The 19,096-nt window shown below is 38.7% G+C and carries 16 protein-coding genes; 11 read left to right on the top strand and 5 right to left on the bottom strand.

The window, feature by feature from the left end; genetic code table 11:
* The first annotated feature begins 24 nt into the window (after nucleotides 1–24).
* The 5 genes from V471_RS09200 to htpX all read left to right on the top strand — a co-directional run bounded on the left by V471_RS09200 (nucleotide 25) and on the right by htpX (nucleotide 7,625).
* Nucleotides 25–912 (top strand): Rpn family recombination-promoting nuclease/putative transposase, encoded by an 888-nt coding sequence (locus tag V471_RS09200; protein WP_084871423.1) that lies wholly within the window; start codon nucleotides 25–27, stop codon nucleotides 910–912.
* Between the two features lie 532 nt (nucleotides 913–1,444).
* Nucleotides 1,445–4,867, top strand: a complete 3,423-nt coding sequence (locus V471_RS09195; protein ID WP_084871422.1) for a YSIRK-type signal peptide-containing protein — start codon at nucleotides 1,445–1,447, stop codon at nucleotides 4,865–4,867.
* Nucleotides 4,868–5,010: 143 nt separating this feature from the next.
* On the top strand, nucleotides 5,011–6,015 hold the full coding sequence (locus V471_RS09190) for a DNA/RNA non-specific endonuclease (RefSeq protein WP_084871421.1): 1,005 nt from the start codon (nucleotides 5,011–5,013) through the stop codon (nucleotides 6,013–6,015).
* 148 nt (nucleotides 6,016–6,163) lie between these two features.
* Nucleotides 6,164–6,724, top strand: coding sequence for a LemA family protein (locus tag V471_RS09185; RefSeq protein ID WP_013990801.1), 561 nt, complete (start codon nucleotides 6,164–6,166; stop codon nucleotides 6,722–6,724).
* Between the two features lies 1 nt (nucleotide 6,725).
* Nucleotides 6,726–7,625: a zinc metalloprotease HtpX gene (gene htpX, locus V471_RS09180; protein WP_084871420.1), complete on the top strand. Its 900-nt coding sequence runs from the start codon at nucleotides 6,726–6,728 to the stop codon at nucleotides 7,623–7,625.
* Between the two features lie 51 nt (nucleotides 7,626–7,676).
* On the opposite strand, the gene V471_RS09175 is transcribed toward htpX, so the two are convergent.
* From V471_RS09175 to V471_RS09160, 4 genes are all read right to left on the bottom strand, one after another.
* Nucleotides 7,677–8,324 (bottom strand): metal-dependent transcriptional regulator, encoded by a 648-nt coding sequence (locus tag V471_RS09175; RefSeq protein ID WP_045771816.1) that lies wholly within the window; start codon nucleotides 8,322–8,324, stop codon nucleotides 7,677–7,679.
* A 79-nt stretch (nucleotides 8,325–8,403) separates the two neighbouring features.
* Nucleotides 8,404–9,330 carry a metal ABC transporter substrate-binding protein gene (locus V471_RS09170; protein WP_045772021.1) on the bottom strand — a complete coding sequence of 309 codons (927 nt, stop codon included), beginning with the start codon at nucleotides 9,328–9,330 and terminating at the stop codon, nucleotides 8,404–8,406.
* Nucleotides 9,331–9,368: 38 nt separating this feature from the next.
* Entirely contained in the window at nucleotides 9,369–10,208 is an 840-nt protein-coding gene (locus tag V471_RS09165; RefSeq protein WP_004182741.1) for a metal ABC transporter permease, read from the bottom strand.
* Nucleotides 10,198–10,926 (bottom strand): metal ABC transporter ATP-binding protein, encoded by a 729-nt coding sequence (locus V471_RS09160; RefSeq protein ID WP_013990797.1) that lies wholly within the window; start codon nucleotides 10,924–10,926, stop codon nucleotides 10,198–10,200. The genes V471_RS09165 and V471_RS09160 overlap by 11 nt, the downstream gene beginning before the upstream one ends.
* Nucleotides 10,927–11,215: 289 nt before the next feature.
* On the opposite strand from V471_RS09160, the gene V471_RS09155 reads away from it, so the two are divergent.
* The 6 genes from V471_RS09155 (at nucleotide 11,216) to V471_RS09130 (ending at nucleotide 18,338) form a co-directional block, all read left to right on the top strand.
* Nucleotides 11,216–11,689: a membrane protein gene (locus V471_RS09155; protein ID WP_037605591.1), complete on the top strand. Its 474-nt coding sequence runs from the start codon at nucleotides 11,216–11,218 to the stop codon at nucleotides 11,687–11,689.
* Nucleotides 11,686–12,081 (top strand): DUF4430 domain-containing protein, encoded by a 396-nt coding sequence (locus V471_RS09150; RefSeq protein ID WP_049528733.1) that lies wholly within the window; start codon nucleotides 11,686–11,688, stop codon nucleotides 12,079–12,081. Before V471_RS09155 ends, V471_RS09150 begins: the two co-directional genes overlap by 4 nt.
* A gap of 175 nt (nucleotides 12,082–12,256) precedes the next feature.
* Nucleotides 12,257–15,079 (top strand): phosphoenolpyruvate carboxylase, encoded by a 2,823-nt coding sequence (ppc, locus tag V471_RS09145; RefSeq protein ID WP_049528735.1) that lies wholly within the window; start codon nucleotides 12,257–12,259, stop codon nucleotides 15,077–15,079.
* Nucleotides 15,080–15,146: 67 nt separating this feature from the next.
* On the top strand, nucleotides 15,147–16,181 hold the full coding sequence (gene holA, locus V471_RS09140) for a DNA polymerase III subunit delta (RefSeq protein ID WP_004182736.1): 1,035 nt from the start codon (nucleotides 15,147–15,149) through the stop codon (nucleotides 16,179–16,181).
* Nucleotides 16,182–16,276: 95 nt separating this feature from the next.
* Nucleotides 16,277–16,882 (top strand): superoxide dismutase SodA, encoded by a 606-nt coding sequence (gene sodA, locus V471_RS09135; protein WP_004182735.1) that lies wholly within the window; start codon nucleotides 16,277–16,279, stop codon nucleotides 16,880–16,882.
* A 97-nt stretch (nucleotides 16,883–16,979) separates the two neighbouring features.
* Nucleotides 16,980–18,338: a serine hydrolase gene (locus tag V471_RS09130; protein WP_013990793.1), complete on the top strand. Its 1,359-nt coding sequence runs from the start codon at nucleotides 16,980–16,982 to the stop codon at nucleotides 18,336–18,338.
* Nucleotides 18,339–18,369: 31 nt separating this feature from the next.
* Here the strand turns inward: V471_RS09130 and V471_RS09125 are convergent, their stop codons facing one another.
* Complete coding sequence (locus tag V471_RS09125; RefSeq protein WP_014633306.1) at nucleotides 18,370–19,026, bottom strand: prepilin peptidase; 657 nt, start codon at nucleotides 19,024–19,026, stop codon at nucleotides 18,370–18,372.
* Between the last annotated feature and the right edge of the window lie 70 nt (nucleotides 19,027–19,096).

Here is a 19,096-nt window from a genome sequence, read left to right as displayed (position 1 = left end):
CTATTTTTAATTGAGGAGGGGTAGATGGAAAAAAGACACAAGCATGTCTCACCAACCTTGGATATCATGGATAAGAAGATTTTTAGCCTGCCTGAGGTGACGGTGGCGTTTATTCGAGATATTTTGGATTTGGATGTTGTGGATGCGCAGATTTTGGAGGGGACACAGTTTCATAAGAAGGACTTTGACGAGGATGAGCTCTTTTCAACCTCGGTGGATGTTCGAGCCAAGTTGAATGATGGAACTGAGGTTATCATTGAGATTCAGGTGCGTAAGCAGCATTATTTTCTCAATCGTTTTCATTATTATTTGGCTAACCAGATGGTGGAAAATGTGCAACAATTACGCCAACAAGGGCAGACGCATAAGATGTATGAGCAGATGGAGCCGGTCTATGGTATAGCTATCTTGGAGAAGACCTTGTTGCCAGATGAGGAGTCCCCGATTAATACTTATTGGATGGCCAATAGTAGGACGGGGAGGCCTTTGAATGCTTACTATAAGGATGGGAAACAGCAGAACCTTCTTCAGATTGCCTTTTTAGAGTTGGATAAGTATAATAAAGATAAGCATATCAGGGATGAAGGGCGGCAGTGGCTAGAGTTCTTTGGAAATCTCCCATTTTCTAAGGCACCTAGCCGAGCGGTCACGCATGCCGATTCATTACTGGATTCATCCAGCTGGACACAGGAGGAAAAGGCGATGATTGATGAACGCATACGTATTCAAGAAAATTATGACATGACCATGGAAACAGCAATTGATGAAGCGCATGAAGAAGGCTTGGAACGAGGTCGTCATGAGGAGCGCTTAGAGTTGATTCGCAAGATGCTGTCAAAAGGTCTATCTCTAGAAGTAGTATCAGATGTGACTGGTCTGTCGCTTGAAGAATTAGAGGCAATGTTATCGTAAAATCTAGTTAGGTTAGTTATTTTTTTGAAAAATAAGAGGCAGATTTTTGTCTCTTTTTTATTTTTTTGATGTTTAACATTTGTAATACTAAAACATTCGGAAAATAATACTTTGAAGCGTAAAATTAAAAAAGACTGTCAAACGTTTGACAGAAATCTGAGAAAACAGATTTAAAACATTTTGATCGTTTTGGCCGATAACTCTTGCTAAATAAGCCTTTATGGAAATTTAGAGTTTTTTATTTCTTACACGTGAAAGAAATCACCTTTTTGTGCGACATTTTTAGACTATAATTTAGACGTGAATGACTGAACTTTCTAATATGACAATTTTGTTAAGGCCTTGTTAAAATGGATAGCCTAGCCTTTTTTTTTACTTTTTCATCCCTTATAATTTACTTTGGTTTGTTTTTAATAAGAAAAACAACAGCATTATTAACAATCTTTAATATGAGGGAATCTTTATTTTCTTTCAAAGGACGGCTTGGTCCTAAGATAGAGAGATTGTGAAAAAAAGTATCAGGAGAATAGACTTGTTTAAAGAAAGAAAAACGAAACCAAAGTACAGCATCCGTAAATATTCTATTGGCGCAGCATCAGCTTTGATTGGCTTTATGGCTCTTGCTAATGGGCAAGCTGCTCAGGCTGATGAGGCACAATCAATTAGTGATTTGACTGATGCCTCAAATCAAGCACAGACACCTCAAACAGCCTCAACGGCACAATTGGCGACTTCAGAGCCAGCATCAGTTGAGCCAGTACAAACGTCACGGCCTGCCAATATTGCTTCAGTTCAGCCTCAGGTAACAACTGTTCAAGCAGCTGAACAGACTCCGACTATTGATCAATTGGTTGAGACAAGCAACCCTCAAACTCAAGAAATTTCAGCAAATGTCTTAACCAATGCGACTGAGGACCAAGGTCAAGGCAAGGAGTACAGCACAGATGGTTACGGTGCAAAAATGCCTTATACGACTCATGAGGCAGAAAATGCAAGTGTTGAAAATGGTGCTACAATCCAGCAGTCAACGGACATGGAATCTACGGCTGTGGAAGCGACTAACCAAACTTATGTTGAACTTCCTAAAAAGGATGCGGCAGTTACTTTCAATGTCACTGAGCCAGCCAATGCTTTGAATGTGCGTTATACAATACCTGATGGTGCATCAGGTCAGTTGGATGTGCAGGTCAATGGTTCAAGCGTTGGTAATCTTGATTTGTCATCTCACTCAGCATGGCAGTACCTTAAAGGGGACCATGAGTATGATCAAGCCATTGATGGTTCAAGTGCACGTTTTCGTTTTGATGAGACACGTTTTCTCCTCAAGGATATCCAATTGAAATCTGGAGATAAGATTTCTCTAGTTAAGAAGAAAGATGACAATGTCCCTTACGGTATTGACTTTATTGAGCTTGAACAGGCTCCAGCGCCTGTTGCCCAAGGTGAAAATAGTATCAGTATCGTGGATAAGGGTGCATCTGCCAATGATGATAGTGATGACACTGCTGCCCTACTTGCGGCTGTGGAAGAAGCTAAAGCCAGCGGAAAATCTGTCTATATTCCAGAAGGACGTTTCAATTTTGATAAACAGGTTAATATCGAAGCTGATAATCTAAAAATCTCAGGTGCCGGTGTTTGGCATACACAACTACACTTTACAAGTGACAAACGCTATGGTGGTGGTATTGTCTTCGGTCATAATAGTAATGGCATTGAGTTGAGCAATCTTTACATGGATTCCAACTTGACGTCTCGTTATAACGAGGATGCACAGTACAAGGCTATTTCGGGAACACTTGGTAAGGATTCGAAAATTCACGACATCTGGGTTCAGCATTTTGAAGTCGGTATGTGGATTGGAGACTACGACCAGACGGGGAATATGAAGTATACGGACGGTCTTGTTGTTGAAAATGCTCGTATCCGTAATAACTTGGCTGATGGTATTAACTTTGCCCAAGGGACCAAGAATTCAACAGTTAAAAACTCTAATATCCGTGGGAATGGTGATGATGGTTTAGCTATCTGGTCAAGTATTTCAGATGGGACAAATGCAGCAGCTGAGGAAAATAATAAATTCCTTAACAATACCATTGAATCAGGCTGGCGTGCGGCTGGTATCGGTATTTTTGGTGGTAAGGGGCATGAAATTTCAGGAAACCTCATCAAGGACGTCTTTGCTGGAGCAGGTATCCGTGTAAACACTGTCTTTGCAGGTCACAATTTTGACCTCAATGATTCTGGAATTAAGATTCATGACAATACCATTCTACGTTCAGGGACAACTAATGACCTCTATAACCTCCATCGTGGTGCCATTGATTTCCAACAAGTTCGTGGAACAATCAAGAATGTCAATGTCTACGATAATAAACTATTGAATACCTTGGCTGATCCAGTGATTACCAAAAACTTTGAGATGGGTGACAATGGTAATGGAGAAATCCGTTTATCTAATAATACGATTGACAATAAGGCGACGATTGTTGGGGCTGTCTCAGCAGTTTCTCCAACAAAAACTGAACCAAAACCTGTCAATAATCCAGTCTCAGAGACTTCAGTTTCCGAGTCACCAAAGAGTGAGGTAAGTTCATCAGCCCCAGTTTCCGAGACTTCTAACAGTGAAGTGATCTCAGAGTCTTCAGTTTCAGAAACACCAAAGAGTGAAGAAGGTTCAAGCACTCCGGTTTCCGAAGCATCAACAAGTGAAGTAATTTCCGAGACATCAGCATCAGAAACACCAAAGAGTGAGGAAAGTTCAAGCACTCCAGTTTCTGAAGCATCAACTAGTGAAGTAGTTTCTGAAACTTCGGCATCAGAAACACCAAAGAGTGAAGCAGGTTCAAGCACTCCGGTTTCCGAAGCATCAACTAGTGAAGTAATTTCCGAGACCTCAGCATCAGAAACACCAAAGAGTGAGGCAGGTTCAAGCACTCCAGTTTCTGAAACATCAACTAGTGAAGTAGTTTCTGAGACTTCAGTTTCAGAAACACCAAAGAGTGAGGAAAGTTCAAGCACTCCAGTTTCTGAAGCATCTAACAGTGAAGTGATCTCAGAGACCTCAGTTTCAGAAACAGCTAAGAGTGAAGAAAGTTCAAGCACTCCAGTTTCTGAAGTATCAAACAGTGAAGTAATCTCAGAGACATCAGTTTCAGAAACACCAAAGAGTGAGGAAAGTTCAAGCACTCCAGTTTCTGAAGCTTCTAACAGTGAAGTGATCTCAGAGTCTTCAGTTTCAGAAACACCAAAGAGTGAGGGAAGCTCAACTGCTCCAGCCTCTGAGTCACCAAAGAATGAGGAAACTTCAGTAGCTTCATCTACTAGTCAGGTTGACGTAGCAATTACTTCTGACAGCCCAGAGAAATCTCCAACTTCAGAAAGTACACAAAAGGATCCGATTAGCGAGGTTTCTTCAGAAGTTATTGAAAAAGGTTCAACAAGTCAGGTTGATGTCAAGGTTTCTGAATCTCCAACAACAGCACGTACATCTGAAGTTGTCAGCATCTTGCCAAATAGTCAGGTCGCTTATAACAATGACCTAAAAACCCCTGTAACAAGCAGTCAGCTTGCCTCAGAAGCTATTCGCTTTAATTCTCTTTTGAATGAGAAGTCTGTGGATGTGATTGCAAGTAAAGTTATGGCGGTTATGGCCTCTGAAACATTAGCTTCAGAAGCGGCATCACTTACAAGCTCTGAAGGTGTTGCCAAAGAGATTAGCAGTGATTTGTCAGAATTGGCGGAAAGCAAGAAGGATGACACACCTAAGAATGTCGCCCGTATTGATAAAGCAACTGAGGCAAAACAGGTGACCAAGAGTTCTGAAAGCCAAGCTAGCACTTCAAAAGAAAAAGGTAAGTCTGATACGACAACGGTCTTCTTTCTTGTCGGAGTTGCTGCAGCACTAAGTATATCTACAGTTTATCTTACAAAACAAGGTAAAAAAGCAGGTAAATAATAGGTAAGAAACATCCATTAAATTGGGTGTTTTTGTTTTTAAGCAAGCTCTAAGATACCTAATATCATTATTCTTTATTTTTAATCATCCACTTTGATTTGGTCCTGTATAATTAAAGTGATAAGAAAAATTAAGGAGTTAAGATGATGAAAGAAAAAAGAAATGGTAGGATTCGTTTATTTTCTCTTCTTCTTTTAGTATTTACGTTAGGTTTCGGATTTTCATTAGATACTAGCAAACAATCTTTGGCTGTGAGTTCTCAAGTGGTTCAAGCGGATGAGAATAATGGTATCTTGGCTTTTAATGGTCAAAAGCAGTTTGTCATGGAGGAGAAGGACCAGCTAGGACGTGCCCACAGTGCTCATATACAGTTACAAGATAAGGACGAGCCGAAGAATAAGCGTCCCGGTAAAATAAAATATAATCCTGTAGGGTGGCATAACTATAAGTTTTATTATGGTGACGGTAAATCAAAATCTTGGCTAATGAATCGAGGGCATTTGATTGGCTATCAGTTTTCTGGTGTCAATGATGAGGGCAAGAATTTAGTACCTATGACTGCCTGGTTGAATTCTGGAAATTATAAAGGAACCGACGAAGGTAATCAGTCAGGTATGCTTTATTACGAGAATCGTTTGGATAACTGGCTAGCACTACACCCTAACTATTGGTTAGACTATAAGGTAACAGCTATTTACAGTGGAGACGAGTTGTTGCCTCGTCAAGTAGAACTTCAGTATGTTGGTATTGATAGTTCTGGAAATCTCTTGGAAATTAAACTTGGTGGAGATAAGGAGACTCTTGACAGTCAGGGAGTTACGCATGTTATATTGGATAACCAATCACCAAATGCAGAAATCAATTATGCAGATGGGACAGCGACAAATACGGTTACTGAATTTACTGAAGCGCCATCTGAGCCTAGTTCTGAGAGTTCACAGGTGACTGAACAACCAAGTTCTGAGCCAGAGCCTGTGCAACCTGCACAAGAAGAAAGTCGAACAGTTTATGTGGCGCGTCATGGTACAGCAGATGTTTATTGGTATGACATCAACAGTATGCCTAGCAATACCAACAAAGCAAATGTCGTTACAATGACAGAAGCAGATGCCCTAGCCCAAGGTAAACGACACACGTCTAAAGAGTAATACAAAAGCTGGACATCTTGTCCAGTTTTTTTGTAAAACGACTCAGATTTTACCACTTTTATCTGAAAATTTGATATACTGAGACTATCAAAGGTACTTGAAAGAGAAGTCGTAATGACTCTTTTTAGGTATAAGAAAGGATTAAAATATGATTTGGATTATTATTGCCATTATTGTTGTTCTTGTGATTTTTGTTATTGCAAGTTATAACGGCTTGGTTAAAAGCCGTATGCAAACCAAGGAGGCATGGAGTCAAATTGATGTTCAATTGAAACGTCGTAATGATCTCCTTCCTAACTTGATTGAAACGGTTAAAGGTTACGCTAAATATGAAGGTTCAACGCTTGAAAAAGTAGCAGAACTTCGTAATCAAGTAGCAGCTGCGACTTCTCCTGCAGCAGCTATGCGTGCCAGTGATGAATTGACTCGTCAGGTTTCTGGCATCTTTGCGGTAGCTGAAAGTTACCCTGATCTTAAGGCTAGTGCCAACTTTAGCCAGCTTCAAGAAGAGTTGACGAACACTGAAAATAAAATTGCCTATTCACGTCAACTTTATAACAGTGTGACAAGTAACTACAATGTGAAATTGGAAACATTCCCAAGCAATGTTATTGCTAAGATGTTTAGCTTTAAGGCAGCTGAATTCCTTGAAACACCAGAAGAAGAAAAAGCTGTGCCTAAGGTTGATTTCAGTGGACTAGGTAACTAATATGTTATTTGATCAAATTGCTCGAAATAAGAGAAAGACTTGGCTTTTGCTCCTGGTCTTTTTCCTCTTGCTGGGCCTTGTTGGCTACGGTGTTGGCTATCTTTGGTTAGGTTCAGGCTTTGGTGGTCTGATTCTTGCCCTAGTTATTGGTTTTATCTATGCCATTACCATGATTTTCCAATCAACCAATGTCGTTATGGCCATGAACGGTGCACGAGAAGTTGATGAACAAACGGCTCCAGACCTTTATCATGTGGTCGAGGACATGGCTATGGTGGCCCAAATCCCAATGCCACGTGTCTTTATTGTCAATGATCCTTCTATGAACGCTTTTGCGACTGGATCAAGCCCTAAGAATGCTGCAGTAGCTGCTACAACCGGTCTTCTTGCAGTTATGAATCGTGAGGAGCTTGAAGGGGTTATCGGACATGAAGTGAGTCATATTCGCAACTACGATATCCGAATCTCTACCATAGCAGTTGCCTTAGCATCTGCCATTACCATGCTAGCTGGGATGGCTCGTAATATGATGTTCTGGGGTGGAGGCCGTCGTAGAAATGATGATGACCGTAATGGAAGTAGCGGTTTGGAAATTATTCTTCTCATTATTTCTTTGATTGCCATTATCCTGGCGCCTTTGGCGGCTACCTTGGTTCAGTTGGCTATTTCACGCCAACGTGAATTTCTAGCTGATGCTTCTAGCGTCGAATTGACACGTAACCCACAAGGTATGATTAATGCTCTGCTCAAACTTGATAATAGTGCGCCAATGCAACATCACGTGGATGATGCTAGTGCAGCCCTCTATATCAATGATCCTAAAAAGGAATCTGGTTTGCAGAAGCTCTTTTATACTCATCCACCAATTTCAGAACGGGTGGAACGCTTGAAACAAATGTAAAAAAAAGTGAGACTGATGACACATCTAAGTGTGTTCATCAGCCTCGCTTTTTTAGTTTGATTCAATATAAAGATTGCTAGCAATAGCTTCTGGTATTTGGACGTCCTTTCCATCAATATGTAGTCGGTAGAGTTGTGTGAAAGGGTCAAAGCCTTCCAAGGTAAAAGGTGTTCCAATTTTAAGACCGACAGTCTCCAAATAATGGAGTAGATCATGTTGATCTTGAACTCGACGAAGGACATAATTTCCAGGAGCAAGACCTTGTGTAAAAGTCTGGTTATAAAATTCTTCTATGAGTTGACCTGATTTGGGAATTTGCCCGCCGTGTGGACAGGTTTGAGGATAGTTGAGTAGGCGGTCAAGAGCATCGATGAAGTGATCAGAGACAGTATGCTCTAAGATTTCAGCCTCTTGATGAATTTGATCGCAAGAATATTGCAAGTGGTCCACCAAAAAGACTTCGATGAGGCGATGTTTACGATAGAGTTCAGCAACGTTGATTGTACCTGTTTCCGTTAGGAGGTAGCCCTTGTGTTTATCTTTGACGATAAGGTCTTCTGAAATCAATTTCTTAATCATTTCCGTCACAGCAGGTGGAGACACCTCCATGCGGTTTGCGATTTCCTTATTAGTGATTTTACCTTCTTCAGTACCAATCTCATAGATACATTTGAGGTAGTCTTCTTTATTAGGTGTCATGTTTTTTCCTTTAAAAATAGTCTCACCTTAGTATAACAGATTTTTCAGAAGAATACAGAACGTATCTCAGACAAGATTTTTACTGATTCAAACCCTGGGCGATTTTATCCAGATTATATTTCATCATGTTGTAGTAGCTATCGCCGTTTTGCCCTTTTTTGGCAATAGAATCTGTAAAGATTTTTGCATAAATAGGAATATTGGTATCCTTAGCGACTGTTTTCATAGGGCGGTCATCGACACTAGATTCGACAAAGAGTGCTGGTACCTTGGTTTGACGGAGTTTTTCCACAAGCGTTTTGATTTGGTCCGGTGTACCTTCTTCTTCAGTATTGATTTCCCAGATGTAGGCAGATGGTACTCCATAGGCTTTAGAGAAGTATTTGAAACATCCTTCACTAGTGACAATTAGTTTTTTTTCATCGGGAATGTTGTTAAAGGTCTCTTTAGCTTCTTGGTCCAGTTTACTAAGCTTGTTAGTATAGGTTTTTAGATTCTTTTCGTAATAGGTCTTGTTTTTTGGGTCCTTAGCGATGAGTTGCTTAGCAATATTTTGTGCATAAATAATCCCATTTTCCAGATTAAGCCAAGCGTGGGGATCCTCCTTACCTTTTTCTGACTGACCTTCAAGGTAAATCACCTCAACACCATCACTAACTGCAAAATAATCTTTGTTTTCTGTCTTATGGGCATTCTTGACCAACTTAGTAAACCAGGCATTCCCACCAGTTTCTAAATTGATACCGTTATAAAAAATCAAGTCAGCTTGTGACGTCTTCTTTACATCATCAGGAAGAGGTTCATATTCGTGAGGGTCCTTACCAACCGGGACAATACTGTGGAGAGTGATTTTATCTCCAGCAATATTTTTGGTGATATCGGCAATAATGGAATTAGTCGTAACAACTCGTAATTTATCTTTGCTACTGTCTTGTTTATTATTACACGCTGCTAAAGCAACTACCGCTAAAAGTAATAGTGCCATTGTTGATAGTATTTTTTTCATAGATAGTATTTTTTTCATATTATTTTCATCCTTTTATTTTATTGTTGATAAGTCTTATTCATGCCACTCTGTTTAGGGACGATGAAAAAGCTGATGAGAAAGAGAAGGGCAGATGTTAACACAATGCTTGAACCGGCCGCAATGTTAAAACTATAGCCTATAAAAAGACCTAGAACAGAGGCTAGGGCCCCAAAAACTGATGAGAGGAGAATCATGGTTTTAAGACTATTAGCATATAAGTAGGCGGTAGCAGCCGGTGTGATTAAAAGAGCCACAATAAGAATAGTGCCAACACTTTGCATAGCAGTCACAGCAACCAAGGTGAGAATAACCATAAGTAAGTAATGGTAGAAGGTGACTCTAACTCCAATAGACTTAGCTAAGATTGGATCAAAGGATGTCAGGAGTAGAGGACGAAAGAAAATTTTTATTGTTGTTAGTACGAGAAGGGCAACGGCAATCGTTATCCACATATCCAAGTCTTGTACAGCTAGAATATTTCCAAAGAGAATATGAAAGAGATCTGTGGAACTATTTGCGACACCTATGAGAATAATGCCAAGAGCTAGAAAGCTTGAAAAGGTAATACCGATTGCTGTGTCACTCTTAATAATGGAATTGCTTTTGATATAGGTAATTATTGTAGAAGCTAAAAGACCGAAGACGATGGCTCCTATGAAAAAATTGATACCTAAGATAAAGGAAATGGCTACGCCAGGTAAAACCGCATGTGAAATCGCATCACCCATTAGTGACATACCTCTTAGAATAATAAAACAACCAACAGCCCCCCCGACAATTCCAATAACTAAAGCCGTTATAAGGGCGTTCTGCAAGAAGTGGAAATTTAGCAAACCATCAATAAATTCAGAAAACATTTGCATCTCCTTTATAAAATAAACTGTTACCGTAGGTTTTACGGAGATTATCCTCATTAAAAATAAGATTAGTAGGCCCGCTAGCAATCAATTTACGATTGAGGAGGATGACTTGGTCAAAATAATGAGGGACCTTACTCAAATCATGGTGAACAATGAGAATAAGCTTTCCTTGTTTCTTAAGTTCCCTCAAGGTGTTCATGATAATATCTTCACTAACAGAATCGATCCCAACGAAGGGCTCATCTAATAGGAGGACATCTGCCTCTTGTACAAGACAACGAGCAATCAGAACCCGTTGAAATTGGCCCCCTGATAATTGGCTTATCTGGCGATGGGCCAGATCATTTAAACCGAGTAGAGCTAAAGCTTTTGTGACCTTAGACCAATCTCTTTTAGTTAGACGTTTAAAGAACTTGGTTTTGGAATAGAGGCCTAGAGAGACGCACTCTTTGACAGTAATTGGAAAGTTAAAATCAATTTCCGCCTTTTGTGCAACATAGGAAAGACGATTTAATTGCTGACGAATAGGCTGTTTATTGAATAGGAATTGCCCGGAGTGAGGGATAATACCAATAAGTGCTTTAATTAGGGTTGATTTGCCAGCACCATTAGGACCAATAATTCCGGTGATACTTGGTCCGTCTAGGTTTAAGGTGATATTATCTAGAGCCAATGTCTGTTGGTAAGACACATTAATATTTTCGATTTGGATCATTAGTTGCCTCCTTAAGTTTAATATACTTTAAAATAATAATTAAGTCAAGTTAACTTTTATAATTAACATAACTTAATTATTTAGTGTTATCAAGATGACAGAGGATAGTGAATGAGAGTACACTTTTTATATCAAATATTCAGCCTGCTCAAACTGTTTGATATTTGGGAGAGGCAACAAGGAACATTATTTTCTACAATTTGTATGATCTCACTCTGTATTTCAAGAAATCTTTAGTTTTTATTTTTAAAAACTAGTCATATTTCTTTATTTCTGGCATAATAGATATATGAAACTAACGATTCAACGAATGGCTCGGATAGCTATTCTGTCAGCTCTGGCAGTAGGATTACGGTCAGCATTTATAGGATTGCCAAATATTCAGCCTATTACAGCTATGTTTTTTGTGGCTGTTCTTTATTTGGGTTTGGTAGATGGTCTATTGATTATGGCTTTAACCATGGCCATCTCAGGATTCATCTTTGGTTTTGGTCCCTGGGTCTTTAATCAGATTCTGGCCTTCGGCGTCTTAATGGCTCTTTGGAGTTTGATTGCACCTAGGTTATCACTTGTCTGGCAGATTGCTTTGGTAACTTTTTTGTCCTTTTTCTATGGGGTTCTCCTTGATTATGGGTATGGTCTTCTATTTAAAAGTGGGATTACCTTTGTTATTTCTGGTCTACTTTACGACACCTATCATGCAGTATCGACGCTTCTATTTTATCCATTCATCCAGTCTATTTTTAGGAGGTTTTTGAAATGAAAAAATTATTAACTTATCTCTTTCTTGCCTTATCACTTGTTACCCTAGCAGCCTGTGGAAAAAATGAGGCAGCTAAACTTACTAGTAGCACAAACAATCATCAGTCTAAGGTTCAAGGTCAGGTGACTTTGATTTTGAAAACAGAAAAGGAAAGTAAGAAAAAATCAGTAGAAATCCAAAAAGGGGATACAGTGCTCGATGTCTTGGAAGAAGTATATTCTGTTCAAGAAAACGATGGCTTCATCACTGAGATTGATGGTATTTCTCAAGATAAAGATAAGGGCATTTATTGGATGTTTGATGTCAATGGGAAACTTGGTGAAAAAGCAGCCAACCAACTTAAGGTTGAAGATGGCGATGAAATCAAATTTTATCAAGAAAAGTATAATTAAGATTCTGAACCCTGTTTCAGAGTCTTTTTTTAATAAAGTTCGGAAATGGACTTAAAAAATTGTTTGAAAAAGTCGGAAAATTGCAAAATAACTGACGATTTAAAGGAAAATAGTTTACTTTTGTTTTAAAAGTGATATGATAAAAGGGTACTACATAAAGTAAGGAGAATACGGTTTGGCTTTTAACAAATTGGAAAGCAGTAACAACCAGGAAATCATCTCTGAAGAAGTTGGTATCTTGAAAGAATTGTTGGATGATGCAACACGAGGCATGGCTGGAGAGCAAGGTCTCACAACAATCCGACATTTGGTTGAACTTTATGATGAAGGTGACTATGTGGCTCTAACACAAGTCATTTCAGAAATGACAAATGACGATATGGTCGTTGCATCACGATATTTCTCTTTGTTACCTCTCTTGATTAATATCTCTGAGGACGTGGATTTGGCTTATGAAGTCAACCACAAGAACAATATTGATGAATCTTATCTAGGTAAGTTGTCTGAAACCTTTGATGTTGTCGCTGAAAGTGATAATGCACGTGACATTCTTGAACATGTCAATGTCGTGCCAGTTTTGACAGCACACCCAACTCAGGTTCAACGTAAAACTATGCTTGAATTGACTAACCACATTCACGAACTTCTCCGTAAGCATCGTGACGTTAAGGCTGGTCTTATTAACAAGGATAAATGGTATGCGGATTTGCGTCGTTATGTAGAAATTATGATGCAAACAGATATCATTCGTGAGAAAAAACTTAAGGTTAAAAACGAAATCACTAACGTTATGGAGTATTACAACTCCTCATTGATTAAGGCGATTACGAACCTATCACATGAATTCAAACGTTTAGCGGTTGAAAAAGGTATTGAACTTGACAATCCAACACCTATTACTATGGGTATGTGGATTGGTGGTGACCGTGACGGGAACCCATTTGTAACAGCAGAAACTCTTAAACTTTCTGCAACATTGCAAAGTGAAGTTATCCTCAACTACTATATCGAAAAAGTTGATAATCTTTACCGTTCATTCTCCCTCTCATCACGCTTGACTGAGGTTTCAGATACAGTAGCAGAGATGGCGAAACATTCTCCAGATACATCTGTTTATCGTGAAAATGAACCTTACCGTCGTGCTTTCAGTTACATCCAGTCTAAGTTGATTCAAACACTTCTTTTCTTTAAAGAAGGGAACTTCAGCAAGGAAAGAGTTGCTAAACGCCTTTCTGAAAATGTTCGTCTGGGTTCGGCTTCAACAGGTGAAGTAGTAGCTGATTACGTGCAACAACGTCTCAGCCAAAGTCTTCAAGCTGTCTCACAACAAACAACAGAATTCTACGAAACAGCAGATGCCTTCCATGATGATCTTTTGGCAATCAAAAATTCACTTCTTGAAAACGACGATGCTGTCTTGATTTCAGGTGATTTCGAAGAGCTTCTTCAAGCTGTAGAAGTCTTTGGTTTCTATCTTGCTACAATCGATATGCGTCAAGATTCAAGTGTTCATGAAGCATGTGTAGCAGAGTTGCTTAAATCTGCAAATATTGTTGATAACTATAGTGAATTAACAGAGGTTGAAAAGGTTGCTGTTCTTCTTAAAGAATTGCAAGAAGATCCTCGTACCTTGTCATCAACTAATGTGCCTAAGTCTGAAACACTTGAAAAAGAATTGGCAATCTTCCGCACTGCTCGTCTCTTGAAAGACTATATCGGTGAAGATGTCATCAAACAACATATCATTTCTCACACTGAGAGCGTTTCTGATATGTTTGAGTTGGCTATCCTTCTTAAAGAAGTTGGTTTGGTTGATACTGAACGTGCGCGTGTCCAAATTGTTCCACTTTTTGAAACTATCGAAGACTTGGAAAACTCTAATGATATCATGAAACAATATCTTGGTTATGATATCGTTAAACGTTGGATCAAGAATAGTAACAACTACCAAGAAATCATGTTGGGTTACTCAGACTCTAACAAAGATGGTGGTTACTTGTCTTCAGGTTGGACGCTTTACAAAGCTCAAAATGAGTTGACTAAGATTGGTGAAGAGCGTGGCATTAAGATTACCTTCTTCCATGGCCGTGGTGGTACTGTCGGTCGTGGTGGTGGCCCATCATACGATGCTATTACGTCTCAACCATTTGGTACCATTAAGGACCGTATCCGTTTGACTGAGCAAGGTGAAGTTATCGGTAATAAATATGGTAATAAGGATGCTGCCTACTACAATCTTGAAATGCTTGTTTCAGCTGCCCTTGACCGTATGGTAACACGTCAAATTGCCGACCCAGATGAATTGGTTGATTTCCGTGAAATTATGGACGGTATTGTTCATGATTCTAATGTTATCTATCGTGATCTTGTCTTTGGAAACGAACATTTCTATGATTACTTCTTTGAAGCAAGCCCTATTAAAGAAGTCTCAAGTTTGAATATCGGTTCTCGTCCAGCGGCTCGTAAGACAATTACTGAGATTTCTGGTCTTCGTGCGATTCCTTGGGTATTCTCATGGTCACAAAATCGTATCATGTTCCCAGGTTGGTATGGTGTGGGTTCTGCCTTTAATCGCTTTATCCAAGCTGAAGAAGGCAACCTCGAGAAACTTCAACATATGTTTGAAACATGGCCATTCTTCCGTTCACTTTTGTCAAACGTGGACATGGTGCTTTCAAAATCAGACATGAATATCGCCTTCCACTATGCACAATTGGCAGAGAGTGAAGAAGTACGCAGTGTCTTCAATATTATTTTGGATGAGTGGCAGATGACTAAGGATGTTATTCTTGCCATTGAAAAACATGATGGCTTCCTTGATGAGAGTCCATCGCTTAAAGCAAGTTTGGACTTCCGTTTGCCATACTTCAATGTCTTGAACTACATCCAAATTGAATTGATTAAACGTCTTCGTAACAATGATTTGACCGATGACGAAATTAGCCTTATTCACATTACTATCAATGGTATTGCAACAGGTCTTCGTAACTCTGGTTAATAAAGTAAAGTTCATCACTTTGGTGGTGGGCTTTTTGTTATGGTGAAAATTCTGTTATAATAAAACCATGATTGCTATGGAAACGATTGAAAAGCTGTCCAAAGAAAAGCTCCCCATGATAACGGTCTTAGCGGGCGAGGATTTAGGGCAGTATAGTCAAGCTAAAGAAAAATTTTTAAAACAAATTGGTTTTGATCCGAGTGACTTAACCTATTCTTATTTTGATATGTCTGAGACTGATTATCAAGATGCTGAGCTCGATATAGAAAGCATGCCTTTTTTTGCAGATGAGAAGGTGGTTATTTTTGATCATTTCGCAGATATGACTACTGCTAAAAAATCATATCTGGATGAGAAAGAGTTGAAGCGCCTTGAAAATTATCTTGAGTCTCCTGTTGAAACAACACGTCTTGTCTTGATGTCTGCAGGAAAGCTAGATGGAAAGCGTCGTTTAGTCAAACTTCTCAAGCGTGATGCCATGGTGCTTGAAGCCAGTCCCTTGAAAGATGCAGAACTTAGAACCTATTTTCAAAAGCAGGCGCATCAAGAGGGGCTTACATTTGATACAGGAGTCTTTGAGGAACTTTTGATTAAGTCAAATTTTGACTTTTCAGATGTTCAAAAAAACTTAGCTTTTCTAAAGGGATATAAAACGGAAGGAATTATCTCATCGCAAGATATTGCTGAAGCCATTCCGAAAAGTTTGCAAGATAATATTTTTGATATGACGCAACTACTTTTGCGAGGTCAGATTCAGAGTGTTCGTGAATTGGTTCATGATTTACGGCTTCAGGGTGAAGATGAGATTAAGTTGATTGCTGTGATGTTGGGACAATTTCGTACCTATTTACAGGTTAAACTCTTATCTGCTCAAGGAAAAAGTGAGCAGCAAATTGTTTCAAGTCTGTCAGATTATTTAGGGCGTAAAGTTAACCAATTTCAGGTTCGTTTTGCATTGAGAGATAGCCGTCCTTTGTCAGTAGCATTCTTAAAAATGACGATTAAGATTTTAGTAGAGACAGATTACCAGATAAAAACAGGAACTTTAGATAAAGATTACTTGTTTGATTTAGCACTTCTAAAAATCGTATCAAACCGCTAGAGATTTAGAGTCTTCTTTGATTTTGTAAGCAAAATTTTTGAAAGCTCTACCACTTTACGGTAAAATGAAGAAAAAATGAAAAGAGGACCTTTACTATGGCAATTATCCTTCCAGACCTTCCTTACGCTTACGATGCATTGGAACCATACATTGATGCTGAAACAATGACTCTTCACCACGACAAACACCACGCAACTTATGTAGCAAATGCTAATGCTGCTCTTGAAAAACACCCAGAAATTGGTGAAGATCTCGAAGCACTTTTGGCTGACGTGGAACAAATTCCAGCAGATATCCGTCAAGCACTTATTAACAATGGTGGTGGACACCTTAACCACGCACTTTTCTGGGAACTCTTGTCTCCTGAAAAACAAGAACCAACTGCAGAAGTAGCAGCTGCTATTAACGAAGCTTTCGGCTCATTTGAAGCCTTCCAAGAAGCTTTCACAGCGGCAGCAACAACTCGTTTTGGTTCAGGTTGGGCATGGCTTGTTGTTAACGCTGAAGGTAAGCTTGAAGTTGTTTCAACTGCTAACCAAGACACTCCTATCTCAGACGGTAAGAAACCAATCTTGGCACTTGATGTTTGGGAACATGCTTACTACCTAAACTACCGTAACGTACGTCCAAACTACATCAAAGCTTTCTTTGAAATCATTAACTGGAATAAAGTTGCTGAGCTTTATGCAGCAGCTAAATAAGTTTAAAATTATCCTCACTATTGGGGATGATTTTTTTGTAATATGATTGTAAAATCTCCTTGATTTTTAGTGAATTATAGCTTAAACTATAATTGTTATGAAAAAAAAGGAAAAACATTCAAGCAAAAAGTATAGTGGAAATCGCCGAAAAACTAAAGATAAGAAAAAAGATTCGTTAAAACAAGACCTTCAAAAAGACACTAATAAAGATGTCAAGAAAGGCAACAAAAAAGAAGTAAAAGAAGATACTAAAAAGACTTCTAAAAAATCAGTAGACCAGAAAGCAACTGAGGAAACAGTAGTACCAGTAGAGCACAAGGAAAAAGAAGCAAAAACTGAAACTTTGGCACTTAGAAGTAAGCGCTCTAAGAAATCTAGATCAAAATCATCTCGTGATGATAAAAAAGCTTATCTTATCTTAGCTTTCCTAGGTGTTTTGGTAATTCTTTTATTTGTTGCTATGCTTGCTTTAGCAGGACGTGGTAAACAAGCTAGTAACACCGGTAGCCTTGGAAATATCTTCGGTTCTAATTCTAAAGTCACTAAAAAAGAAGACAAAGAAAAAGAGGAAAAGGTAACTCCAACTAATAAATCAGCCGAAGCTAAACAAGCAGTCATGGAAGCAGATGCAGATACCATGTATGGTAATGGATTGTATTATGATTATGCTAACATGACATTGAGCCAAGTGGTTGAAGCATTTATGGCTGACCAAGGTATTGAGTCTAGCCAAATTGCCTTTTCATATAAAAATACCAAGACAAATGAGCAATACTCTATGAATGATACTCAGCCAATGACTGCAGGATCAACTTATAAATTGCCACTAAACATGCTGGTCATGGATGAGGTTAATAAGGGCAAACTTTCTTTAACTGAACGTTTTGATATTACTAATACTGAGTATGAGTATCAGGGTGAACATGATAATTATGTTGCTGCTTTTGGTGGTTCAATGACTATTCCAGAGATGCAGGAATATTCTCTAGTTTACTCAGAGAATACACCAGCCTACGCTTTGGCAGAACGCCTTGGTGGTATGGAAAAATTCTATGGTATGCTCGATAAATACGGTAAATCAAAAGGTGAAGTGAAGACTATCCAAATGCATGGTAATAAGACAACAACGGATTATTATATCCAAGTTTTGGATTATCTTTGGAAACACCAAGAGGATTATAAAGATATTCTCAAATATTTGGGAGAGTCTTTCCCAGAATATTATTATAAAACATATAATCAAGGATTGACTATTTATCAGAAACCAGGTTATGTTCGTGAAGCCTTAAATGTTGATGCTATCGTGATGGAAGATACACCGTATCTTATAGCCATTTATACACGTTATTTAGGTGGTTCGGACGAAGAGACTTCAGAAATTAATAATGTAGGATTGCAACAATTAGAGATGCTTTGTTATGTCATTAATGAGTGGCACCGTGTTAATATGAACTAATAAAGAAAAGCCGAGGTTTATCGGCTTTTTTCTATACAATTGAACAAAAAGTAAGGAGTACTATCCCGAGAAAAAGAAATGGAACAAATGCGATGTATTCCTTGAGATTTCTTCGTAGAAGGAAGTAAGCTAGTCCTAATAGGCAGGCAATTTCAATAATTAGTAGTGTTTTTGAAAGTGGGAAAATAAGTGAGGCACTAGCTAAGTAGAGAAAATCGCCTTCTCCAATGTTTAAACGTTTAATATAGGATATAATTGCTAATATGAGTCCTAAGGTAAAAGTGAGATAGTGGTTTCCCATGAATAGGAGCGGGAGTGTTCCAACTATCCAAATCAGAAGCGGATAGGATTTATGCTTCAAATCAAAAATTGATAAACAAAGGCTGAAGTAAAGAAAGTAGGTTACTTCAAGACTCAAAAAGTCATAGAAATATAGCAGGCATATTACTCCACAAAATAGTTCCATAAAGAGGTAACGAAGAGGGATAGAAGTCTGACATGATCGACATCGAGATCTTAAGAAAAGTTGTGAGAGGATAGGGATCATCTCGAAAAAACGCAACTGATGCTTGCAATGACTACAGTGACTACTAGGAAAAATAATCGACTTCTCAGGGAAACGATCACAAATCAGTCCGATAAATGAACCTAAAGAGGCTCCCAGAAAAAAATAAATGATAGTTAACATACCTAATTATTCGAAAAAGAGTGAGAAAAAACATTTTGCTTGCATCTTATTTAGAAATATTCTAAAATAA

The organism is Streptococcus salivarius, assembly GCF_002094975.1.
Taxonomy (GTDB): domain Bacteria; phylum Bacillota; class Bacilli; order Lactobacillales; family Streptococcaceae; genus Streptococcus; species Streptococcus salivarius_D.
Note: the sequence above shows the minus strand (reverse complement) of the source record. Positions and strands in the feature narration are given on the sequence as shown.